Here is a 16604-nt window from a genome sequence, read left to right as displayed (position 1 = left end):
ATCATAGCAATCATAGGCATGATTGGGAACCATTGGCGGGCCGCGTCACGCACACTCGAGCCCTTGACGAACGCGGGTTATTCCGTAGGATTGATTATCACTAATATGCGTCCCTCCGTCGCACTCCCCTCGACCATCGGAGCACCATGACAGACGCACCCGAGAAGCCGGTCCAGCAGCTCGAACGCGTGATCATCCGGTTCGCCGGCGACTCCGGCGACGGCATGCAGCTGACCGGGGACCGGTTCACCCAGGAGACGGCGGCGTTCGGCAACGACCTGTCGACGTTGCCCAGCTTCCCCGCGGAGATCCGGGCGCCCCAGGGCACCATCCCGGGAGTCTCGTCGTTCCAGCTGCACTTCGCCAGCCGCGACATCCTCACCCCGGGTGACCACCCCGACGTCCTGGTCGCGATGAACCCGGCCGCCTTGAAGGCCAATGTCGCCGACCTCAAGCCGGGTGCGGTGATCGTCCTGGACACCCACGACTTCACCGCGCGCAACCTGACCAAGGCCGGCTACACGACCGACCCCGTCGAGGACGGCTCGCTGACCGACTTCCAGGTGCACGCGCTCGACCTCACGGGGATGACCGTCGAGGCGGTCAAGGAGTTCGGGCTCTCCCGCAAGGACGCTGCCCGCTCCAAGAACATGTACTCCCTCGGGCTGCTGTCGTGGATGTATGGCCGCCCGGTCGAGGGGACGATCGACTACGTCTCGACCAAGTTCGCCAAGAAGCCCGAGATCCGCGACGCCAACCTGGCCGCCTTCAAGGCCGGCTACCACTTCGGCGAGACCACCGAGTCGTTCGCCGTGCGCTACGAGGTCAAGCCCGCCGAGGCCGCCGCCGGGCGCTACCGCAACATCACCGGCAACCTGGCGCTCTCCTACGGCCTGGTCGCGGCTGGGAGGCTCAGCGAGCTGCCGGTCTTCCTCGGCGCCTACCCGATCACGCCGGCGTCCGACATCCTGCACGAGCTGAGCAAGCACAAGGCGTTCGGCGTCACCACGTTCCAGGCCGAGGACGAGATCGCCGGCATCGGCGCGGCCATCGGCGCCGCGTACGCCGGCCACCTCGGCGTGACCAGCACGTCAGGGCCGGGCGTCGCGCTCAAGGCCGAGGCCATGGGGCTCGCGGTCATGCTGGAGCTGCCGCTGGTGGTCGTGGACGTGCAACGCGGTGGGCCGTCCACGGGCCTGCCGACCAAGACCGAGCAGGCCGACCTGCTCCAGGTGATGTTCGGCCGCAACGGCGAGGCCCCGCTCCCGGTGATCGCGGCTCAGGCGCCCGCGGACTGCTTCGACGCCGCGATCGAGGCCGCGCGGATCGCGGTCACCTACCGCACCCCGGTGGTGCTGCTCTCCGACGGCTACCTGGCCAACGGCTCCGAGCCGTGGGCGCTGCCCGACGTGGCGTCGCTGCCCAGGATCGAGGCCGGCTTCGCCACCGGCACCAACCACACGAGCGTGGGCAAGGACGGGGAGGAGACGGCCGACTTCTGGCCCTACCTGCGCGATCCCGGGACGCTTGCCCGTCCGTGGGCGCCGCCCGGCACTGCCGGCCTCGAGCACCGCATCGGCGGGATCGAGAAGGGCGACGGGCACGGCAACATCTCCTACGACCCGGCCAACCACGACTTCATGGTCCGCACCCGCCAGGCCAAGGTGGACGGGATCGCCCGGTCCATCCCTGACCTGGAGGTCGACGACCCGGCCGGCGAGGCCCGGCTGCTGGTGATCGGGTGGGGCTCGACCTACGGCCCGATCGGAGCCGGTGTACGCCGCGTGCGCCGGCGCGGCCTGGACGTCGCGCAGGTGCACCTGCGCCACATCAACCCCTTCCCCCGCAACCTCGGGGAGATCCTCAAGCGCTACGACAAGGTCGTGGTGCCCGAGATGAACCTCGGGCAGCTGGCGATGCTGCTACGCGCGGAGTTCCTCGTCGACGCCGAGTCGCGCACCAACGTGCGCGGGATGCCGTTCGGCGCCGAGGAGATGGAGGACATCCTGCTGGCGTCGCTCGCCGCCCTCGGCGTCGCTCCCACCGCTGACCACGAGGCCGAGGAGGCCCTGCGATGACCACGCCTGCGACCGTCACCGACCTGCCCGACCCGGTGCTGGGGACCGCGCTCGTCCCGACCCTGGGCGAGGGCGAGAGCCAGACCGGGAAGGACTTCACCTCCGACCAGGAGGTCCGCTGGTGCCCCGGCTGCGGCGACTACGCCGTGCTCAAGGCCGTCCAGGGGTTCCTCCCCGGCCTCGGGCTGCGCCGCGAGAACATCGTGTTCGTCTCCGGCATCGGCTGCTCCAGCCGGTTCCCGTACTACCTCGACACCTACGGCATGCACTCGATCCACGGCCGAGCCCCCTCCATCGCCACCGGCATCGCCACCGCCCGCGAGGACCTCTCGGTGTGGGTCGTCACCGGTGACGGCGACGCGCTGTCCATCGGCGGCAACCACCTGATCCACGCCCTGCGCCGCAACGTGAACATGACGATCCTGCTGTTCAACAACCGAATCTACGGCCTGACCAAGGGCCAGTACTCCCCCACCTCGGAGACCGGCAAGGTCACCAAGTCCACCCCGATGGGCTCGGTCGACCACCCCTTCAACCCGGTCTCGCTGGCCCTGGGCGCCGAGGCGTCCTTCGTGGCCCGCACCATCGACTCCGACCGCAAGCACCTCACCTCGGTGCTCTCCGCGGCCGCCGCGCACCGCGGCACCTCGCTGGTCGAGATCTACCAGAACTGCCCGATCTTCAACGACGGCGCGTTCGACGCGATCAAGAACCCCGACACCAAGGCCGACGCCATCATCCCGCTGGTCCACGGCGAGCAGATCCGGTTCGGAGCCGCACAGGAGGACGGGCTCGGGCACAAGTGCCTGGTCCGAGACGCCGGCGGCGGCGTGCGGGTCGCGGAGGTGGCCGGCGTGGCAGCCGAGGACATCCTCGTGCACGACGCGCACCACCCCGACCCCACCAGGGCGTTCGCGATCAGCCGGCTCACCGACTCCGGCTACCTCCACCAGTCCCCCATCGGCATCTTCCGCCAGGTCGAGCGCCCGACGTACGACGACCAGGCCCGCGTGCAGCTCTCGACGGCCGGGGAGCCCGGTGACCTGCAAGCACTGATCGACGGCCCGGACGTGTGGACCGTGGAGGAGGAGAACCGATGACCTACGTGATCGCGCAGCCCTGCGTGGACCTCAAGGACCGCTCGTGCGTAGACGAGTGCCCGGTCGACTGCATCTACGAGGGCAAGCGGATGCTCTACATCCAGCCCGACGAGTGCGTCGACTGTGGCGCCTGCGAGCCGGTCTGTCCTGCGGAGGCGATCTTCTACGAGGACGACACCCCGGAGGAGTGGAAGGGCTACTACGAGGCCAACGTGGGGTTCTTCGCCGAGATCGGCTCCCCCGGCGGCGCCTCGAACACCGACGTGAGCGGCCAGGACCACCCGATGGTCGCCGCGCTGCCGCCACAGAACCAGGACTGAGCCGGGCCCGGCCGACTGCCCGGCGCACCCGGCGCACCCGGCTCCGTCAGGCACGGGTCCAGCAGACGGAACCAACGCGCCACAAGTGCCGACTCGGCGCACCACAAGGGCCGACTCGGCGAACCGGCCCCGGAAAGTTGCGTTCAGCCCGGCCGATCCTTCTGCTCCCTCTTGTTCCGGTAGGGCTGCCTGTGCTGGCGTTTACGGGACATAAGTGCGGCACGACTCAAATCGATCTCGAGTCCCCCAGAAGAGCCGACCTCGCAGCGCGGGAGACCGTCCCGAGATCAAGCTATTGAGTTTGCCGCCGCAGGATCCCTGCCCTCCTCCGCCCCGACGGGAACCGAGGGCTACCCGCTCGGTCATGCCGCGATCCCCGCGGTCCTGCCGAGACGCGGACGGTCGGACAGCGCAGCAGCGGACGGTCTCAGTGAGTGGCGAGCTGTCCGGTGAGTCGTTCGTGGCGGTCGGCGCTGGAGGGGTTGAGGCCGATGATGGTGACGGTCTTGGCCTTGCGGGCGTACTTGGTGGTGATGGCGTCGAGTGAGGCGACGGTGGAGGCGTCCCAGACGTGCGAGTCGGTGAGGTCGATGACGACCTGGTCGGGGTCCTCGGCATACTCGAACTGGGTGTACAGGTCGTTGGAGGAGGCGAAGAAGAGCTCGCCGGTGACGCGGTACACGGCCGTGGCGTTCCCCTCGCGGTCCTCGACGAGCTCGCGGCGGGTCTCGGTGAGGTGGGCAACGCGGCGGGCGAACAGAGTCATGGCGACCAGGACGCCCACGACGACGCCGATGGCGAGGTTGTGGGTGGCGACGGTGACCGCGACGGTGGCGACCATGACGATGGTCTCCGACTTCGGCATCCGGCGCAGGGTGGCGGGTTGGATGGAGTGCCAGTCGAAGGTTCCGACCGAGACCATGATCATGACCGCGACCAGCGCGGCCATCGGGATGATGGCGACGACGTCGCCGAAGCCGACGACCAGGATGAGCAGGAACACCCCGGCCAGGAAGGTCGAGATGCGGGTGCGGGCCCCGGAGGCCTTCACGTTGATCATCGTCTGACCGATCATGGCGCAGCCGCCCATGCCGCCGAAGAACCCGGTGATGACGTTCGCGGCGCCCTGGCCCCACGACTCCCGGGTCTTGTCGGAGTGGGTGTCGGTGATGTCGTCGACGAGCTTGGCGGTCATCAGCGACTCCAGCAGCCCGACCAGCGCCATCGCCACCGCGTAGGGGGCGATGATCTGGAGCGTGTCGAGGTTGAACGGCACATCGGGGACGAACAGGCTCGGCAGCGAGCTGGGCAGCTCGCCCTCGTCCCCCACGTCGGGGACGGTGACGGCTGCCAGGACGGTGAACCCGGTCAGCGCGATGATGGCGACCAGCGGAGCCGGGATCACCTTGGTGACCCGCGGGAGGCCGACCATCACCGCGATGCCGATGGCGATCATCGGGTAGACCAGCCAGGGCACGTCGACCATGTAGGGCACCTGGGCCATGAAGATGAGGATGGCCAGGGCGTTGACGAACCCGACCATGACCGAGCGCGGGATGAACCGCATGAGCTTGCCGAAGCCGCCGAGGCCGAGCACGATCTGGATGAGGCCGCCGAGCAGGACGGTGGCGATCAGGTAGTCCAGGCCGTGCTCCCGCATGACGGGAGCGATGACCAACGCGATGGCGCCGGTAGCGGCCGAGATCATCGCTGGCCGCCCGCCGAGGAACGAGATGGCGACGGCCATGGTGAAGGACGCGAACAGCCCGACCTGCGGGTCGACGCCTGCGATGATCGAGAACGAGATCGCCTCGGGGATGAGCGCGAGCGCGACAACGAGGCCGGCGAGGACCTCGGTGCGCAGTAGCTTCGGCGAACGCAGCGCTGTCCTGACACTGTTGTCGGGTACGGGCTGCGCGACGGCGGGCGCGGACGTGGTCAAGGCAAGGTGCTCCGATCGAGCGTGAAGGGTGGCGGTCGTCGGCCGCGGTGCGCCGCACCTGCTGTGAGTGCGAGACAATGCGACCGGGTGCTGGCGCCATCGCCAGCGGAAGATTGAAACACAACTCTACCCTTACGGAAGGGTAGAGTTGAAGTTGAAGTTGAAGTTGACGCGACGTGAGGGGCCACGGTGACCAGCAGGGTGGAGTTGTCGGACGCGGGCCGCGAGGCCGGACCGCCATCGTCGGGCGTCATGCACATCGGCGAGGTCGCCGCCCGGACCGAGCTGTCACTGCGCAGCCTGCGGCACTGGGAGGAGGTGGGCCTGCTCGCACCCTCGGGTCGCACCGAGGGCGGGTTCCGGCTCTATACCGAGGACGACGTCGAGAAGATCTTGGTCATCCGCCGCATGAAGCCGCTCGGCTTCACCCTGGACGAGATGAAGGCCGTCCTCGACGACATCGAGGCGCTGCGAGACCCCGCCACCTCTGACACCGTCCGGGTCGAGGCACGGGACCGTCTGGCCTCGGTCCAGGCAGAAGCCGCTGACCGACGCCACAAGCTGGTCCGACAGCTCGAGATGGCAGACGAGTTCATCGGCCTCCTCGCTCGGGAGACCAGGTGACCCGGCAGGTCACCGCCCCCTCGAGCTGAGATCAACCAGGCCACAGCCGGCCTGGGGCGGAGGACGCACCGTCGACGTCAACCGCCGGCTCGAGACTGGTCAGCCACGACCCGCCCGCAGCCCGCGCTCGGGCGGAGAGCAGTGTCAGGCCAGCCAGGGACGCGGTGAGCGAGCCGACGATCACGCCCAGCTGGAAGTCGTCGTCCAGCGCGCTCCCCTTCGTCGCCATCAGTCGTTGATGGCCTCAGACCCCTGCTCGTCGTCCAGTTGTTGAACGACGACACGGGTGGTGTCGCGGGCGGTTCGGCCGGCCCCCATGAGGGTGGCGGACGCTGCGCCGGTCCAGTCGCCGTACCCGACCAGGTGCAGCCGGGGCTCGTCGGTCGCCCGCGTGTCAGCTGGTCCACCCGTGCGCGGGTGCCCGTCCACGGTGCTCAGATGGAGTGGGCTCAGGTGTCGCAAAGCCGGCCGGAATCCGGTGCACCAGATGATGGCGTCCGAGTCGCGCCTCGTGTCGTCGGCCCACACGATGCCAGTGGCGTCGAGCCGGCTGAACATGGGCAGCGCCTCGAGGGCCCCGCGCTCGCGTGCCTCGCGGACGCTCGGCACCACCACGATGTCGCCGAGGCCGCCGACGCCGGGGTGGTCGCGGCCCTCGAGCTGCGCTTGGACGCGTCGGGTGGCGGTGGTGAACAGGACCCGGCCGTCAACGTCGTCGGGAAGGAACCGCGGCGGCCGGGTGGTCACCCAGGTGGTATCGGCGACCGTCGAGACCTCCGCGAGAATCTGGGCGCCGGAGTTGCCACCACCGACCACCACGACCCGCTGCCCGGCGAAGTCCTCGGGCCGCCGGTACTGCGAGGCGTGCAGCTGCCGGCCCGCGAAGCCCTGCGCGCCGGGGTAGGCCGGCCAGAAAGGTTGAGTCCAGGTGCCGGTGGCCGACACGACGATCCTGGCGGTGAGATCGCCATGGCTGGTGCGCACCAGCAACGGCTCGCGCTCATGGGGGCCGTGGCTCGACCTCTCGACGGACAGCACTCGCCGCGGGCGCTCGACGGCGAGCTCGTAGCGCTGCTCGTAGCGGGTGAGGTAGTCGACGACGTGGTCGCGGGGCGGGAACCCGCAGGACGCGTCATCCCACGGCGGCATCATCCAGCCCGGCAACGAGGAGTACGTCGAGGGCGAGAACAGCCGCAGCCCGTCCCACATCTGCGGCCAGGCCCCACCCGGTCGGTCGGCGGCATCGAGGATGACGAAGTCCTCGCCGGGTAGCAGTCCGGCCCGGCGCAGGTAGAAGCCGACCGCCAGTCCGGCCTGCCCACCGCCGACGACGGCAACCGCGACTTCTCGGACCTTCCCGTCACCGGAGCTGGCGCGGTCGGCGGACATCCGCGTGCTCAGTTGATCTCGCTGCGGCGCTCGAGCAGGACAGTGTCGCGCCAGACGCCGTCGAGCTGGGCGATGCGGGTGCGCACGGCGAGGGTGCGGTAGCCGGCGGAGTGGTGCAGGGCGATGCTGGCGCGGTTCTCGGGGAAGATCGAGGTCTGCAGCGTCCAGAGCTCGGCCCGGTCGGCCTCCATGACCTGGGTGTACAGGAGCGCCTTGCCGACACCCCGGCCGCGGGCGGCGGGCGCGACGTAGACCGAGCTCTCCCCGACGCCGGCGTAGCAGTCACGGGCCGAGACCGGGGTGATGGCGGTCCATCCGACGACCTCGCCGTTCAGCTCAGCGACCCAGGCCAGGTCGGGCAGCCAGCGGTCGCGTAGTTGCTGGGCGGTGGGAAGGGTCGTCTCGAAGGTGGCGTTGCGGGTCGCGAGGCCCTCATCGTAGATGGCGAGGACGGCCGGCATGTCGGCCTCGGTCACCAGGCGGGTGGTGACGTCGGCCGGCAGGTCGTCCGGGCAGCACGGGGGCGAGGAGAGCGTGCCCATGATGACGTCAGCGGCGTGCGGGAGTCCGGTGCAGCAGGCGGCGTTGACCGAGACCATGCTCGCGGTGCCGACCTTGTCGACGACCACGAAGCCGACCTTCTTCAGCAGCTCCACGTGGTGCGAACAGGTGGACTGGCTGACTCCGAGGGCTGCGGCGAGGTCGCCGATGCGCATCGCGCCGGCCGGTGACGTCGAGACCGTGTGGAGGAGTCGCACCCGTGTGGGGTCCGCCAGAACAGCGAACCACTCGGCGTAGCTCTCCGCCTCGGCCTTGCCCAAACCGGGCGTCTCGCGTCGCTCGCCCGCGTCCAGCAGCGGCAGCACGGGCCTGCCCGGCAAAGTCCCGGTGGGCTGCGCCGCGGCGGACTTCGGGGCTGACTGCGTGTCGGTGACCGATGACGACGTCATGCTCGAAGAGTACCTTGCTTCCATCGACTTCCGTCGATACAGTCCCTCACATCGAGTCCATCGACTGCAGTCGATGAAGTGCCCAAGAACTGAGGAGTTAGTGATGCAGCACCCCGTGGTCATCATCGGCACCGGCCCCATCGGGCTGGCCGCCGCCGCCAACGCCGCCGAGCGGGGGATGGACTTCGTCGTCCTTGAAGCCGGGCCTCACGCCGGCGCGGCCGTTGGCGAGTGGGCCCATGTGCGCCTGTTCTCCTCGTGGTCCGAGCTTGTGGACTCCGCCGCGCGGCGCCTGCTGGACGCGTCCGGGACCTGGACTGCCCCGGACGACGCCGCCTACCCCACCGGGGGTGAATGGCGGGACGGCTACCTGCAGCCGCTCGCCGAGCTCCTGGCCGGCACCACCGGCGGGCAGGTCCGCTATGACTCGCGGGTCGTTGGTGTCGGTCGCGCTGGCCGGGACCTGCTGGTCGACTCCGGGCGCGAGAGTGACCCGTTCGCCATCCACGTCGAAACGTCCCGAGGTCGCGAGCGGCTCCTTGCCAGCGCAGTCGTGGACGCTTCCGGCACCTGGACGCGCCCGAATCCGCTCGGCGCCGACGGCTACCCCGCCCTCGGCGAGACCGAGAACGCCAACCGCATCACCTACGGCATCCCCGACTTCTCTGACCCGGCCATCGCCGCACGCTACGCCGGCAAGCACGTCGCCGTCGCCGGCAAGGGAGCCTCCGCCCAGGGAGTCCTCGTCGGCCTGGCCAAGCTCGCGAAGACCGACGCCGGCGCCGGCGCCGGCACTCAGGTGTCGTGGCTGCTGCGCCGCCCGTCCGTAGGCGACGCGTTCGGAGGCGGCGACAACGACCAGCTCGAGCAGCGCGGCAAGCTCGGCCAGGACGCCAAGGCCGCCGCCACCAGCGGCATCGTCACCAACCTCACCCAGTTCCGCACCGCGTCGGTGACCGCCCAGCCGGACGGTCGCCTGAGCATCACCTCGCTCGACGGGCAGAGCGTGTCCGACGTCGACGAGATCATCGTCGTCACCGGGTTCCGGCCCGACTTCGGCTTCCTCTCCGAGGTCCGCCTCGACCTCGACCCCGCCCTCGAGGCCCCGCGGGTGCTTGCCGACCAGATCCACCCCGACCACCACAGCTGCGGGGACGTGGCTCCGCACGGGCACCGCGAGCTCACCCAGCCCGAGCAGGGTCTCTTCCTGGTCGGGATGAAGTCCTACGGCCGCGCGCCGTCGTTCTTGGCCATGACCGGCTACGAGCAGGTCCGTTCCGTTGTCGCCGCGCTCGACGGTGACCTCGTAGCCGCCGACCGGGTCGACCTCGTCCTGCCTGAGACCGGCGTCTGCAACGGCGCCGGCGCATTCGACGATCCCGACGACCTCGCCGACCTCGGCGCAGCGAGTGGCGGCGGCTGCTGCGGGCCCGCCGCTGTAGAGCCGCACCTGATCACCCTCGGCGCCAGTGCCGGCGCTGCCAGCGCCGCGGGCAGCTCCTGCGGGTGACCCACACCCGCCCGCAGCCCGGCGGCGGCGACACACTCGACGCCGCCGGGCTGCGGCACGTGGTGGCGGTGCTGAGCACCGTGCAGATCGTGTCCTGGGGTGTCCTCTACTACGCGTTCGCTGCTGTCCAGTCCTCCATCGCCACCGACACCGGCTGGTCGAGCGTCGCGATCACCGGCGCGTTCTCCCTGTCCCAGATCCTCTCCGGCGGCGTCGGGATCTGGGTCGGTCGGCACATCGACGCGTTCGGCCCACGCCGAGTGATGACCGCCGCGTCACTCGTCGCCATCCCGGGGGTTGCCAGCGTGGCGCTGGCCCCGAACCTCGCCCTGTTCTACCTCGGATGGGCGCTCGTCGGGGTCGCCATGGGCACGCTCTACCCGCCCGCGTTCGCCGCCCTGACCCACTGGGGCGGAACGCAACGGGTACGTGCCCTCACCACCCTGACGCTCGTCGCCGGCCTGGCCAGCACCGTGTTCGCCCCACTCGCCTCACTCCTCGAGGACCTCGTCGGCTGGCGCGGCGCCTACCTCATCCTCCTGGCCGGCCTGGCCCTCATCACGATCCCCTTGCACTGGTGGGGACTCGACCACCCGTGGCGCACGACCGACCATGCTGGGGGCGAGGGGACGCCGACCCCACCCGTCGGACCTTCGACGGCACAGGCCGCCGCAGCCGTCCGCAGTCGGCCGTTCGTGCTGCTGGTGGCAGCGAACGCCCTCACCGCACTGGCCGTCTTCGCGGTCGTCATCAACCTCGTGCCCATGCTGGTCGAGCAAGGCCTGAGCCGGAACCTCGCCGCCGTCGCCCTCGGCCTCGGCGGCGTAGGGCAAGTCGCCGGACGCCTCGGCTACGCCCGATTCGCGGCCGCTACCTCGGTCACCGTCCGCGGCGTCGTCGTGCTGGCTGCCCTCGCGGTAGCGACCGCCGCGCTGGCCCTGGCGCCGACGTCCACTGCCGCGCTCATCGTGCTCGGGATGGTCCTCGGACTCGCCCGCGGCATCTACACACTCATTCAGGCCACCGCCGTCACCGACCGATGGGGCCCGACCGCGTACGGCACCGTGAACGGCATCCTCACCGCACCAGCGCTCGCCGCCGCTGCCATCGCCCCCTTCGTCGGGGCCACACTTGCCCAGGCGCTGGGCTCCTACGCCGACGCGTTCCTGGTCCTCGCAGCCGTAGCCGGCGTCGCCGCCGCCCTGATGGCCGGCGCCACCCCCAAGAACCGCCCGGCTCAGCAGGACGTCGACGCGGAGCCGGGCGCCATCTCAGAGCTGCGCTGAGGCAGCCTTGGCACCACGGTCAGGCAGAAGCTCGTCGAGAAGCGAAGCAATGTGCGCGTCGATGTCGTCTCGCACCCGCCGAACGACGTCGAGGTCGGCGCCGACGGGGTCGGCGACGTCCCAGTCGACGTAGCGCCGCCCAGGCAGCACCGGGCACGAGTCACCGCAGCCCATGGTCACGACCACGTCCGCACCGGAGACGACCTCATCGGTCAGCGGCTTGGGGAACAGCTCGGACGTGGACACCCCCACCTCGGCAAGGACAGTGGTGACCTCGTCCTGGACGTGGTCACCGGGTCGGGTCCCGGCCGAAGCGACCTCCACCGCACCAGCTGAGCGCTGCGCGAGCAACGCTGCGGCCATCTGCGAGCGCCCGGAGTTGGCTGTGCACACGAACAGCACCAACGGGCGCAGCGCCTCGCGCCCGGGCATGGCCCGGGAGGCTGCCCGGAGCCGCTCACGTGCGAAGCGCTCAGCCAGCAACGGCAGGAACCCCTCGATGCTCGCCGGGAGCAACCGCGCATAGCTGTCCTCCAAGATCTGCTCGACCGTTTGCGAGGAGAAGACGCCGGCGAACTCCCCGACGAGCTCAGCGTGCGTCGCGGCCAACGTGGGACCCGTGTTCGTGTGCATGACAGCTCCAGTCGAGTAGCAGCACCCCACCCTGGGTGCGAGGCATGGACGAGTGTCGATGTTGATGAGTGTCAATGTGGCGGGAAGTATCGACGTATGTCAACATTCACGCATGTCGAAGTCTTTGCAGAGTGACTGCGCACCCCTCACGGCCGACGGGCTGGCGTGCTGCGTCCCGTTGGCTCGCGAGCCCATCAGCGCCGAGCAGGCCGCCGGCGTGGTCGCGATGCTCAAGGCCATGGCCGACCCAGCTCGGTTGAGGCTGCTCTCGCTGGTCCTGTCCCACGAGGGCGGTGAGGCATGCGTGTGCGACCTGCTGCCGCACTTCGACCTGTCCCAGCCGACCATCAGCCACCACCTCAAGGTCCTCCACGAGGCCGGGCTGCTGAACCGCGAGAAGCGCGGCACCTGGGTCTACTACATCGCCCGACCCGAGGTCATGGCCGCGCTTGGAGCCCTGTTCGCCACCGGCAACACCGCGAACGCCAACGAGATGGCGGGGGCTTCGGCATGAGCGACGCCGTCCGCGAGACGCCTGCCGCCGGCGCCGACACTCCAGTACTCCAGCGGCTCTCGACCCTGGACCGGTTCCTCCCGGCCTGGATCGGCGTGGCCATGGTCGCCGGCCTCCTGCTCGGCCGGCTCGTCGACGGCCTCGACGACGCCCTCGCGAAGGTGGAGATCGGCTCGGTCTCCCTGCCCATCGCCATCGGCCTGCTCGTGATGATGTACCCGGTCCTCGCCAAGGTCCGCTACAACGAGCTCGGCCACGTCACCGGCGACCGCCGCCTCCTGGCGACCTCGATCGTCCTGAACTGGGTCCTCGGCCCAGCACTGATGTTCGCGCTGGCCTGGCTGCTGCTCCCGGACCTGCCGGAGTACCGCACCGGCCTCATCATCGTCGGCCTCGCCCGGTGCATCGCCATGGTGCTGATCTGGAACGACCTCGCATGCGGCGACAGAGAGGCCGCCGCCATCCTGGTGGCCATCAACGCGGTCTTTCAGATCCTGGCCTTCGCCGTCCTCGGCTACTTCTACCTCCAGGTCCTGCCCGGATGGCTCGGCCTCGACCAGACCGACCTCGACGTCTCCATGTGGGGCATCGCCAAGTCCGTGCTCGTCTTCCTCGGCATCCCGCTCGCCGCCGGGTTCCTCACCCGCACCCTCGGCGAACGCGCCAAGGGCCGCGAGTGGTACGAGACCACCCTGCTGCCCCGCATCGGACCCTGGGCGCTCTACGGGCTGCTGTTCACCATCGTCCTGCTCTTCGCGCTCCAGGGCGACACCATCACCAACCAGCCTCTCGACGTCGTCCGCATCGCCGTACCGCTGTTGGTCTACTTCGCCCTCATGTGGGGCGGCTCCATGCTGCTGACCAGGGCGCTGGGGTTCGACTACCAACGCGCGACCGCCGTCTCCTTCACCGCCGCCGGCAACAACTTCGAGCTCGCCATCGCCGTGGCCATCGGCGTCTTCGGCGTCGCCTCCGGCCAAGCACTCGCCGGCGTCGTCGGCCCGCTCATCGAGGTCCCCGTCCTCGTCGGCCTCGTCTACGTCAGCCTCTGGGCTCGCAAGTTCTTCCCCGACCGCGCCACCACCCAGCCCGACACCCGCCCCTCCTCGACCGACCCCTCAGGAGCGCCCCAATGACCGAGACCGACCTCACCACCAGCCCCGAAACTGCGGCCGGTCAGCCCGACGTTCCACAAGTCGTGTTCGCCTGCATCCGCAACGGCGGCCGCTCCGTCATCAGCCGAGTCCTGACCGAGCACTACGCCGGCTGCCGCGTCCGCGCACTCTCCGCCGGCACCCAGCCCGGCGAGCACATCCACGCCGAAGTCGCCGAGGTCCTCGAGAAGCTCGGCCTCGACACCTCCGGTGAGCAGCCCAAGCTCCTCACCCGCGACACCATCGCGACCAGCACCATGGCCATCACCCTCGGCTGCGGCGAAGAGTGCCCCTACGTCCCCGGCGTGAAGTACATCGACTGGCCCGTCGCCGACCCCGGCGGCCAGGACGAAGCCACCGTGCGGGCCATCATCGCCGACATTGACGCACGGGTCCGCGACCTCCTGGTCGAGCTCGTCCCCGACATCGACCTCCCGGCGTCGGTCCTCGACCAGGCCTGACGAGGACGAGGAGCGCGACCGTGGCCGACAAGCCGAGCGTCCTGTTCGTCTGCGTGAAGAACGGAGGGAAGTCGCAGATGGCCGCCGGTCTCATGCGGCAGCTGGCCGGCGACCGCGTCCACGTCGACTCCGCCGGCACCCACCCGGGCTCGAACCTCAACGAGCTATCGGTGGCGACCCTGCACGAAATCGGCGTCGACATCACCGGACGCAAGCCGAAGCCCGTCACCCCCGCCCTGGTCGGCGCAGCAGACCTCGTCGTCATCCTGGGACGCGAGGCCAAAGTCGAACCCGTCGACGGCACCCGGTTCGAGGTCTGGGAGACCGACGAGCCCTCGGAACGAGGCATCGACGGTGCAGACCGCATGCGGTTGGTTCGCGACGACATCGCGGCACGAGTCCGCCGACTCGCGCAGGACTCGGACTGGCCAAGATCCAAAAATCACCGGCCACTTCCATCGTGATACCCACGAAGTAGTCCCCCTCCGCAGTCACGATTCGGACCTGCCCGATCGCACTCACCTGACGCGTAGGGGTGGCCCTACAACTCCTTGTCATGGACCCGCGGCCAAGTCTGCGAGCCACCGCTCGACCGCATGGGCCTCCACTCAGTAGAACGGCGATGCTGGAGGGCACCTTTCTGTCACCGCCGAGGTCCAGCAGACGGGTTGAGTGGCACGACCAGCAGTTCGCCAAGTCGCCGAAGCGTTGCCCGCACGTCATCGTGTCTGCGACATCTTGTTCAACAAGACGGGTACCTCCTTCTCCATGAGCAACTACGAAAGCCGAACCGGCAACAACCGTCATGACGAAACGCACCGTGCCAACCCAATGGGCGCCTACGTCGCCACGGCAGGTGTGGTCGTATTTCTGATCGCCACTTTCCTTGAGTGGGTCCAGGCCGACGACAAGGGCTTCAGCGGCTATGAGACCGACACCGTCATCCCGTTCACGGCGTACCTCGGCGTCGGCCTGGCCGCTGCGCTGCTCTACGCCGCAAAGCGGGCGACCCGGCGTCAGCACCGGGGCCTGTCCTTGACTTCGATGGCGGCTGGAATCGCCGCCACCGGCTTGGCTCTGTCCTACCTCCTCGAGGTCCCCGGGAACGCCGAGCGGAGGTCCGGTTACGACACCGAGATGGGCGTCTACGTCGGCCTCATCGGAGCCATCGTCTGGGCAGTCGGCTCGTTCCTGCTGGCCAAGGAGCCGGAGGGCGACATCGAGCATCACGAGCATGACAACAACCGCTCCACTGGCCCCGCTGGCAACTGATTCGATACCGACCAGACCTCCGCTCCCGAACGTCGCAGAGAGTCGCGGTGAGTGTCGTGGAACCCGCTGTGGGTTCCACGACGTTCTCGTCTTGCCACCGGATGGACCTGCGAGGCCGTACGGCTGGCCGGGCTGGCGATTGCCCGCAATCGAGGGGTCCGACCTCTGGAGCGCATAGCGCGCTCAACAAGCATGAGCGTGCACTTCGGATCAGGCGTTTGCTGGCGCGTCGCCGCTCCCCCGCTGCCGTTCGCCGGTGCGGACGACACACCTGCGTGGGGCGAGCATCGTCTGGGTCTAACAATCATCACCCGCGGGGTTCGAGAGCTTTGGGTGTTGGTGCGGCTCGGGTTCGCGGTCGTGTTGACGGGTCGCACGCGACACCGGGCCGGCGCCTCACCGCACCCTTGGAAAGTCCGCCGGCTGGGCCTGGGACGGCGGTCGGGTCCCGACGCGTCAGCCACGGAAGTCTGACGGGCGGTTGTGGTGGGTCAGCGGCCGTAGTGGTAGCGGCAGGCGGCGATGCGGATTTCAGTGTTGGTGACCTTGTAGACCAGCCGGTGTTCGTCGGTGATCCGCCGTGACCAGTAGCCGGCGAAGTCATGCTTGAGCGGCTCGGGCTTGCCGATGCCTTCGTTGCCGTTGCGCACGACGTCCTGGATGAGCAGGTTGATGCGCTTCAGCACCTTGCGGTCCTGGGTCTGCCACCACAGGTAGTCCTCCCAGGCATTGGCGTCCCAGACCAGTCGCATCCTCAGTCGGCGTCGAGGAGGTCGTGGCTCTCCCCTGCATCGGCCTCCAGACGCTCCATGGCGTCGAGCAGGCGACGAGCGTTGGCAGGCGATCGCATCAGGTAGGCGGTTTCTCGCAGGGACTCGAAGTCCTCCAACGAGACGATCACCACCGACGGATGACCCGCTCGTGTGATCACAACTTCCTCTCGGTCGTTGACCACGTCATCGAGCACCTGGGCATAGCGTGCTCGGGACTCGGTGTAGCTCAGCGTCTTCACCATCCCACCTCCTCAGTACAGAAAACTGTACAGCCCGGGTCAAGGGTGCGGGGCGGGGCGCGCGCCGTGCGCCAACGGGTTGGAAAACGCGCCCGTCGAGGGGTCGTAGCGATCGATGATGCGAGCCTGAGCGACCACCCCGAGCCCCATTGCGAACCGATGCGACGGGGGGTTTCTGGGACCCAATCCGCGACATAAGTGGAATCGGTTCAAAACGCACAGTGGCCCCCGATCTGCGTTTCCGCAGGTCGGGGGCCACCTTCTTGTAGCGGGGGCAGGATTTGAACCTGCGACCTCTGGGTTATGAGCCCAGCGAGCTACCGAGCTGCTCCACCCCGCGTCGGTGAACAGAACGTTAC

General features: G+C 69.2%; 17 protein-coding genes and 1 tRNA gene. 11 read left to right on the top strand and 7 right to left on the bottom strand.

The genetic code is table 11. The annotated features are described in order from the left end of the window. Positions 1-146: 146 nt before the first annotated feature. From HOQ23_RS04540 to fdxA, 3 genes are read left to right on the top strand one after another with little or no spacing between them, the layout of a single operon-like run. Positions 147-2078, top strand: coding sequence for a 2-oxoacid:acceptor oxidoreductase subunit alpha (locus HOQ23_RS04540; RefSeq protein WP_172212220.1), 1932 nt, complete (start codon positions 147-149; stop codon positions 2076-2078). After that, entirely contained in the window at positions 2075-3178 is a 1104-nt protein-coding gene (locus HOQ23_RS04535; protein ID WP_172212218.1) for a 2-oxoacid:ferredoxin oxidoreductase subunit beta, read from the top strand. The genes HOQ23_RS04540 and HOQ23_RS04535 overlap by 4 nt, the downstream gene beginning before the upstream one ends. Further along, complete coding sequence (gene fdxA / locus HOQ23_RS04530) at positions 3175-3498, top strand: ferredoxin (protein WP_172212216.1); 324 nt, start codon at positions 3175-3177, stop codon at positions 3496-3498. Before HOQ23_RS04535 ends, fdxA begins: the two co-directional genes overlap by 4 nt. A 427-nt stretch (positions 3499-3925) precedes the next feature. Here the strand turns inward: fdxA and HOQ23_RS04525 are convergent, their stop codons facing one another. Beyond that, positions 3926-5440, bottom strand: a complete 1515-nt coding sequence (locus HOQ23_RS04525; RefSeq protein WP_172212214.1) for a SulP family inorganic anion transporter — start codon at positions 5438-5440, stop codon at positions 3926-3928. 252 nt (positions 5441-5692) lie between these two features. Here HOQ23_RS04525 and HOQ23_RS04520 point away from each other — a divergent pair, with 252 nt between their 5' ends. Then, positions 5693-6064 carry a MerR family transcriptional regulator gene (locus tag HOQ23_RS04520; RefSeq protein WP_172212212.1) on the top strand — a complete coding sequence of 124 codons (372 nt, stop codon included), beginning with the start codon at positions 5693-5695 and terminating at the stop codon, positions 6062-6064. A 228-nt stretch (positions 6065-6292) separates the two neighbouring features. On the opposite strand, the gene HOQ23_RS04515 is transcribed toward HOQ23_RS04520, so the two are convergent. Further along, positions 6293-7453, bottom strand: a complete 1161-nt coding sequence (locus tag HOQ23_RS04515; RefSeq protein ID WP_172212210.1) for an ArsO family NAD(P)H-dependent flavin-containing monooxygenase — start codon at positions 7451-7453, stop codon at positions 6293-6295. Positions 7454-7461: 8 nt separating this feature from the next. Then, on the bottom strand, positions 7462-8403 hold the full coding sequence (locus tag HOQ23_RS04510; protein WP_172212208.1) for a metalloregulator ArsR/SmtB family transcription factor: 942 nt from the start codon (positions 8401-8403) through the stop codon (positions 7462-7464). Positions 8404-8506: 103 nt separating this feature from the next. Between HOQ23_RS04510 and HOQ23_RS04505 the strand changes: the two genes are divergently transcribed. Both HOQ23_RS04505 and HOQ23_RS04500 read left to right on the top strand, forming a co-directional pair. Then, entirely contained in the window at positions 8507-9913 is a 1407-nt protein-coding gene (locus tag HOQ23_RS04505) for an FAD-dependent oxidoreductase (RefSeq protein ID WP_253945139.1), read from the top strand. After that, positions 9910-11199: an MFS transporter gene (locus HOQ23_RS04500; RefSeq protein WP_216653597.1), complete on the top strand. Its 1290-nt coding sequence runs from the start codon at positions 9910-9912 to the stop codon at positions 11197-11199. The genes HOQ23_RS04505 and HOQ23_RS04500 overlap by 4 nt, the downstream gene beginning before the upstream one ends. On the opposite strand, the gene HOQ23_RS04495 is transcribed toward HOQ23_RS04500, so the two are convergent. Then, on the bottom strand, positions 11185-11832 hold the full coding sequence (locus HOQ23_RS04495; protein ID WP_172212204.1) for a low molecular weight phosphatase family protein: 648 nt from the start codon (positions 11830-11832) through the stop codon (positions 11185-11187). The genes HOQ23_RS04500 and HOQ23_RS04495 overlap by 15 nt on opposite strands. A 112-nt stretch (positions 11833-11944) precedes the next feature. Here HOQ23_RS04495 and HOQ23_RS04490 point away from each other — a divergent pair, with 112 nt between their 5' ends. The 5 genes from HOQ23_RS04490 to HOQ23_RS04470 all read left to right on the top strand — a co-directional run bounded on the left by HOQ23_RS04490 (position 11945) and on the right by HOQ23_RS04470 (position 15233). Beyond that, positions 11945-12346, top strand: a complete 402-nt coding sequence (locus HOQ23_RS04490; protein WP_172212201.1) for a metalloregulator ArsR/SmtB family transcription factor — start codon at positions 11945-11947, stop codon at positions 12344-12346. Next, on the top strand, positions 12343-13482 hold the full coding sequence (arsB, locus tag HOQ23_RS04485; protein WP_172212199.1) for an ACR3 family arsenite efflux transporter: 1140 nt from the start codon (positions 12343-12345) through the stop codon (positions 13480-13482). Before HOQ23_RS04490 ends, arsB begins: the two co-directional genes overlap by 4 nt. Next, a complete protein-coding gene (locus HOQ23_RS04480; RefSeq protein WP_172212197.1) occupies positions 13479-13961 on the top strand; it encodes a low molecular weight phosphatase family protein in 483 nt (160 codons plus the stop codon). The genes arsB and HOQ23_RS04480 overlap by 4 nt, the downstream gene beginning before the upstream one ends. 20 nt (positions 13962-13981) lie before the next feature. After that, positions 13982-14425: a low molecular weight phosphatase family protein gene (locus tag HOQ23_RS04475; RefSeq protein WP_172212195.1), complete on the top strand. Its 444-nt coding sequence runs from the start codon at positions 13982-13984 to the stop codon at positions 14423-14425. A 304-nt stretch (positions 14426-14729) separates the two neighbouring features. Beyond that, complete coding sequence (locus HOQ23_RS04470; RefSeq protein WP_162794332.1) at positions 14730-15233, top strand: hypothetical protein; 504 nt, start codon at positions 14730-14732, stop codon at positions 15231-15233. A 491-nt stretch (positions 15234-15724) separates the two neighbouring features. On the opposite strand, the gene HOQ23_RS04465 is transcribed toward HOQ23_RS04470, so the two are convergent. The 3 genes from HOQ23_RS04465 to HOQ23_RS04455 form a co-directional block, all read right to left on the bottom strand. Then, on the bottom strand, positions 15725-15985 hold the full coding sequence (locus HOQ23_RS04465) for a Txe/YoeB family addiction module toxin (protein WP_172212193.1): 261 nt from the start codon (positions 15983-15985) through the stop codon (positions 15725-15727). Between the two features lie 2 nt (positions 15986-15987). Then, positions 15988-16248 (bottom strand): type II toxin-antitoxin system Phd/YefM family antitoxin, encoded by a 261-nt coding sequence (locus HOQ23_RS04460; RefSeq protein ID WP_216653596.1) that lies wholly within the window; start codon positions 16246-16248, stop codon positions 15988-15990. 263 nt (positions 16249-16511) lie between these two features. Beyond that, positions 16512-16585: transfer RNA gene (locus HOQ23_RS04455), tRNA-Met, on the bottom strand. Positions 16586-16604 lie beyond the last annotated feature (19 nt).

The organism is Nocardioides sp. zg-DK7169 (assembly GCF_013155365.1).
In the GTDB taxonomy this organism is placed as follows: domain Bacteria; phylum Actinomycetota; class Actinomycetes; order Propionibacteriales; family Nocardioidaceae; genus Nocardioides.
This window is presented reverse-complemented; position numbering and strand designations above follow the sequence as displayed.

Coding starts and splice junctions, on each gene's coding strand:
- HOQ23_RS04540 (WP_172212220.1), top strand. CDS start 147: ATGACAGACGCACCCGAGAAGCCGGTCCAGCAGCTCGAACGCGTGATC.
- HOQ23_RS04535 (WP_172212218.1), top strand. CDS start 2,075: ATGACCACGCCTGCGACCGTCACCGACCTGCCCGACCCGGTGCTGGGG.
- fdxA (WP_172212216.1), top strand. CDS start 3,175: ATGACCTACGTGATCGCGCAGCCCTGCGTGGACCTCAAGGACCGCTCG.
- HOQ23_RS04520 (WP_172212212.1), top strand. CDS start 5,693: ATGCACATCGGCGAGGTCGCCGCCCGGACCGAGCTGTCACTGCGCAGC.
- HOQ23_RS04515 (WP_172212210.1), bottom strand. CDS start 7,453: ATGTCCGCCGACCGCGCCAGCTCCGGTGACGGGAAGGTCCGAGAAGTC.
- HOQ23_RS04510 (WP_172212208.1), bottom strand. CDS start 8,403: ATGACGTCGTCATCGGTCACCGACACGCAGTCAGCCCCGAAGTCCGCC.
- HOQ23_RS04505 (WP_253945139.1), top strand. CDS start 8,507: ATGCAGCACCCCGTGGTCATCATCGGCACCGGCCCCATCGGGCTGGCC.
- HOQ23_RS04495 (WP_172212204.1), bottom strand. CDS start 11,832: ATGCACACGAACACGGGTCCCACGTTGGCCGCGACGCACGCTGAGCTC.
- HOQ23_RS04490 (WP_172212201.1), top strand. CDS start 11,945: ATGTCGAAGTCTTTGCAGAGTGACTGCGCACCCCTCACGGCCGACGGG.
- arsB (WP_172212199.1), top strand. CDS start 12,343: ATGAGCGACGCCGTCCGCGAGACGCCTGCCGCCGGCGCCGACACTCCA.
- HOQ23_RS04480 (WP_172212197.1), top strand. CDS start 13,479: ATGACCGAGACCGACCTCACCACCAGCCCCGAAACTGCGGCCGGTCAG.
- HOQ23_RS04470 (WP_162794332.1), top strand. CDS start 14,730: ATGAGCAACTACGAAAGCCGAACCGGCAACAACCGTCATGACGAAACG.
- HOQ23_RS04465 (WP_172212193.1), bottom strand. CDS start 15,985: ATGCGACTGGTCTGGGACGCCAATGCCTGGGAGGACTACCTGTGGTGG.
- HOQ23_RS04460 (WP_216653596.1), bottom strand. CDS start 16,248: ATGGTGAAGACGCTGAGCTACACCGAGTCCCGAGCACGCTATGCCCAG.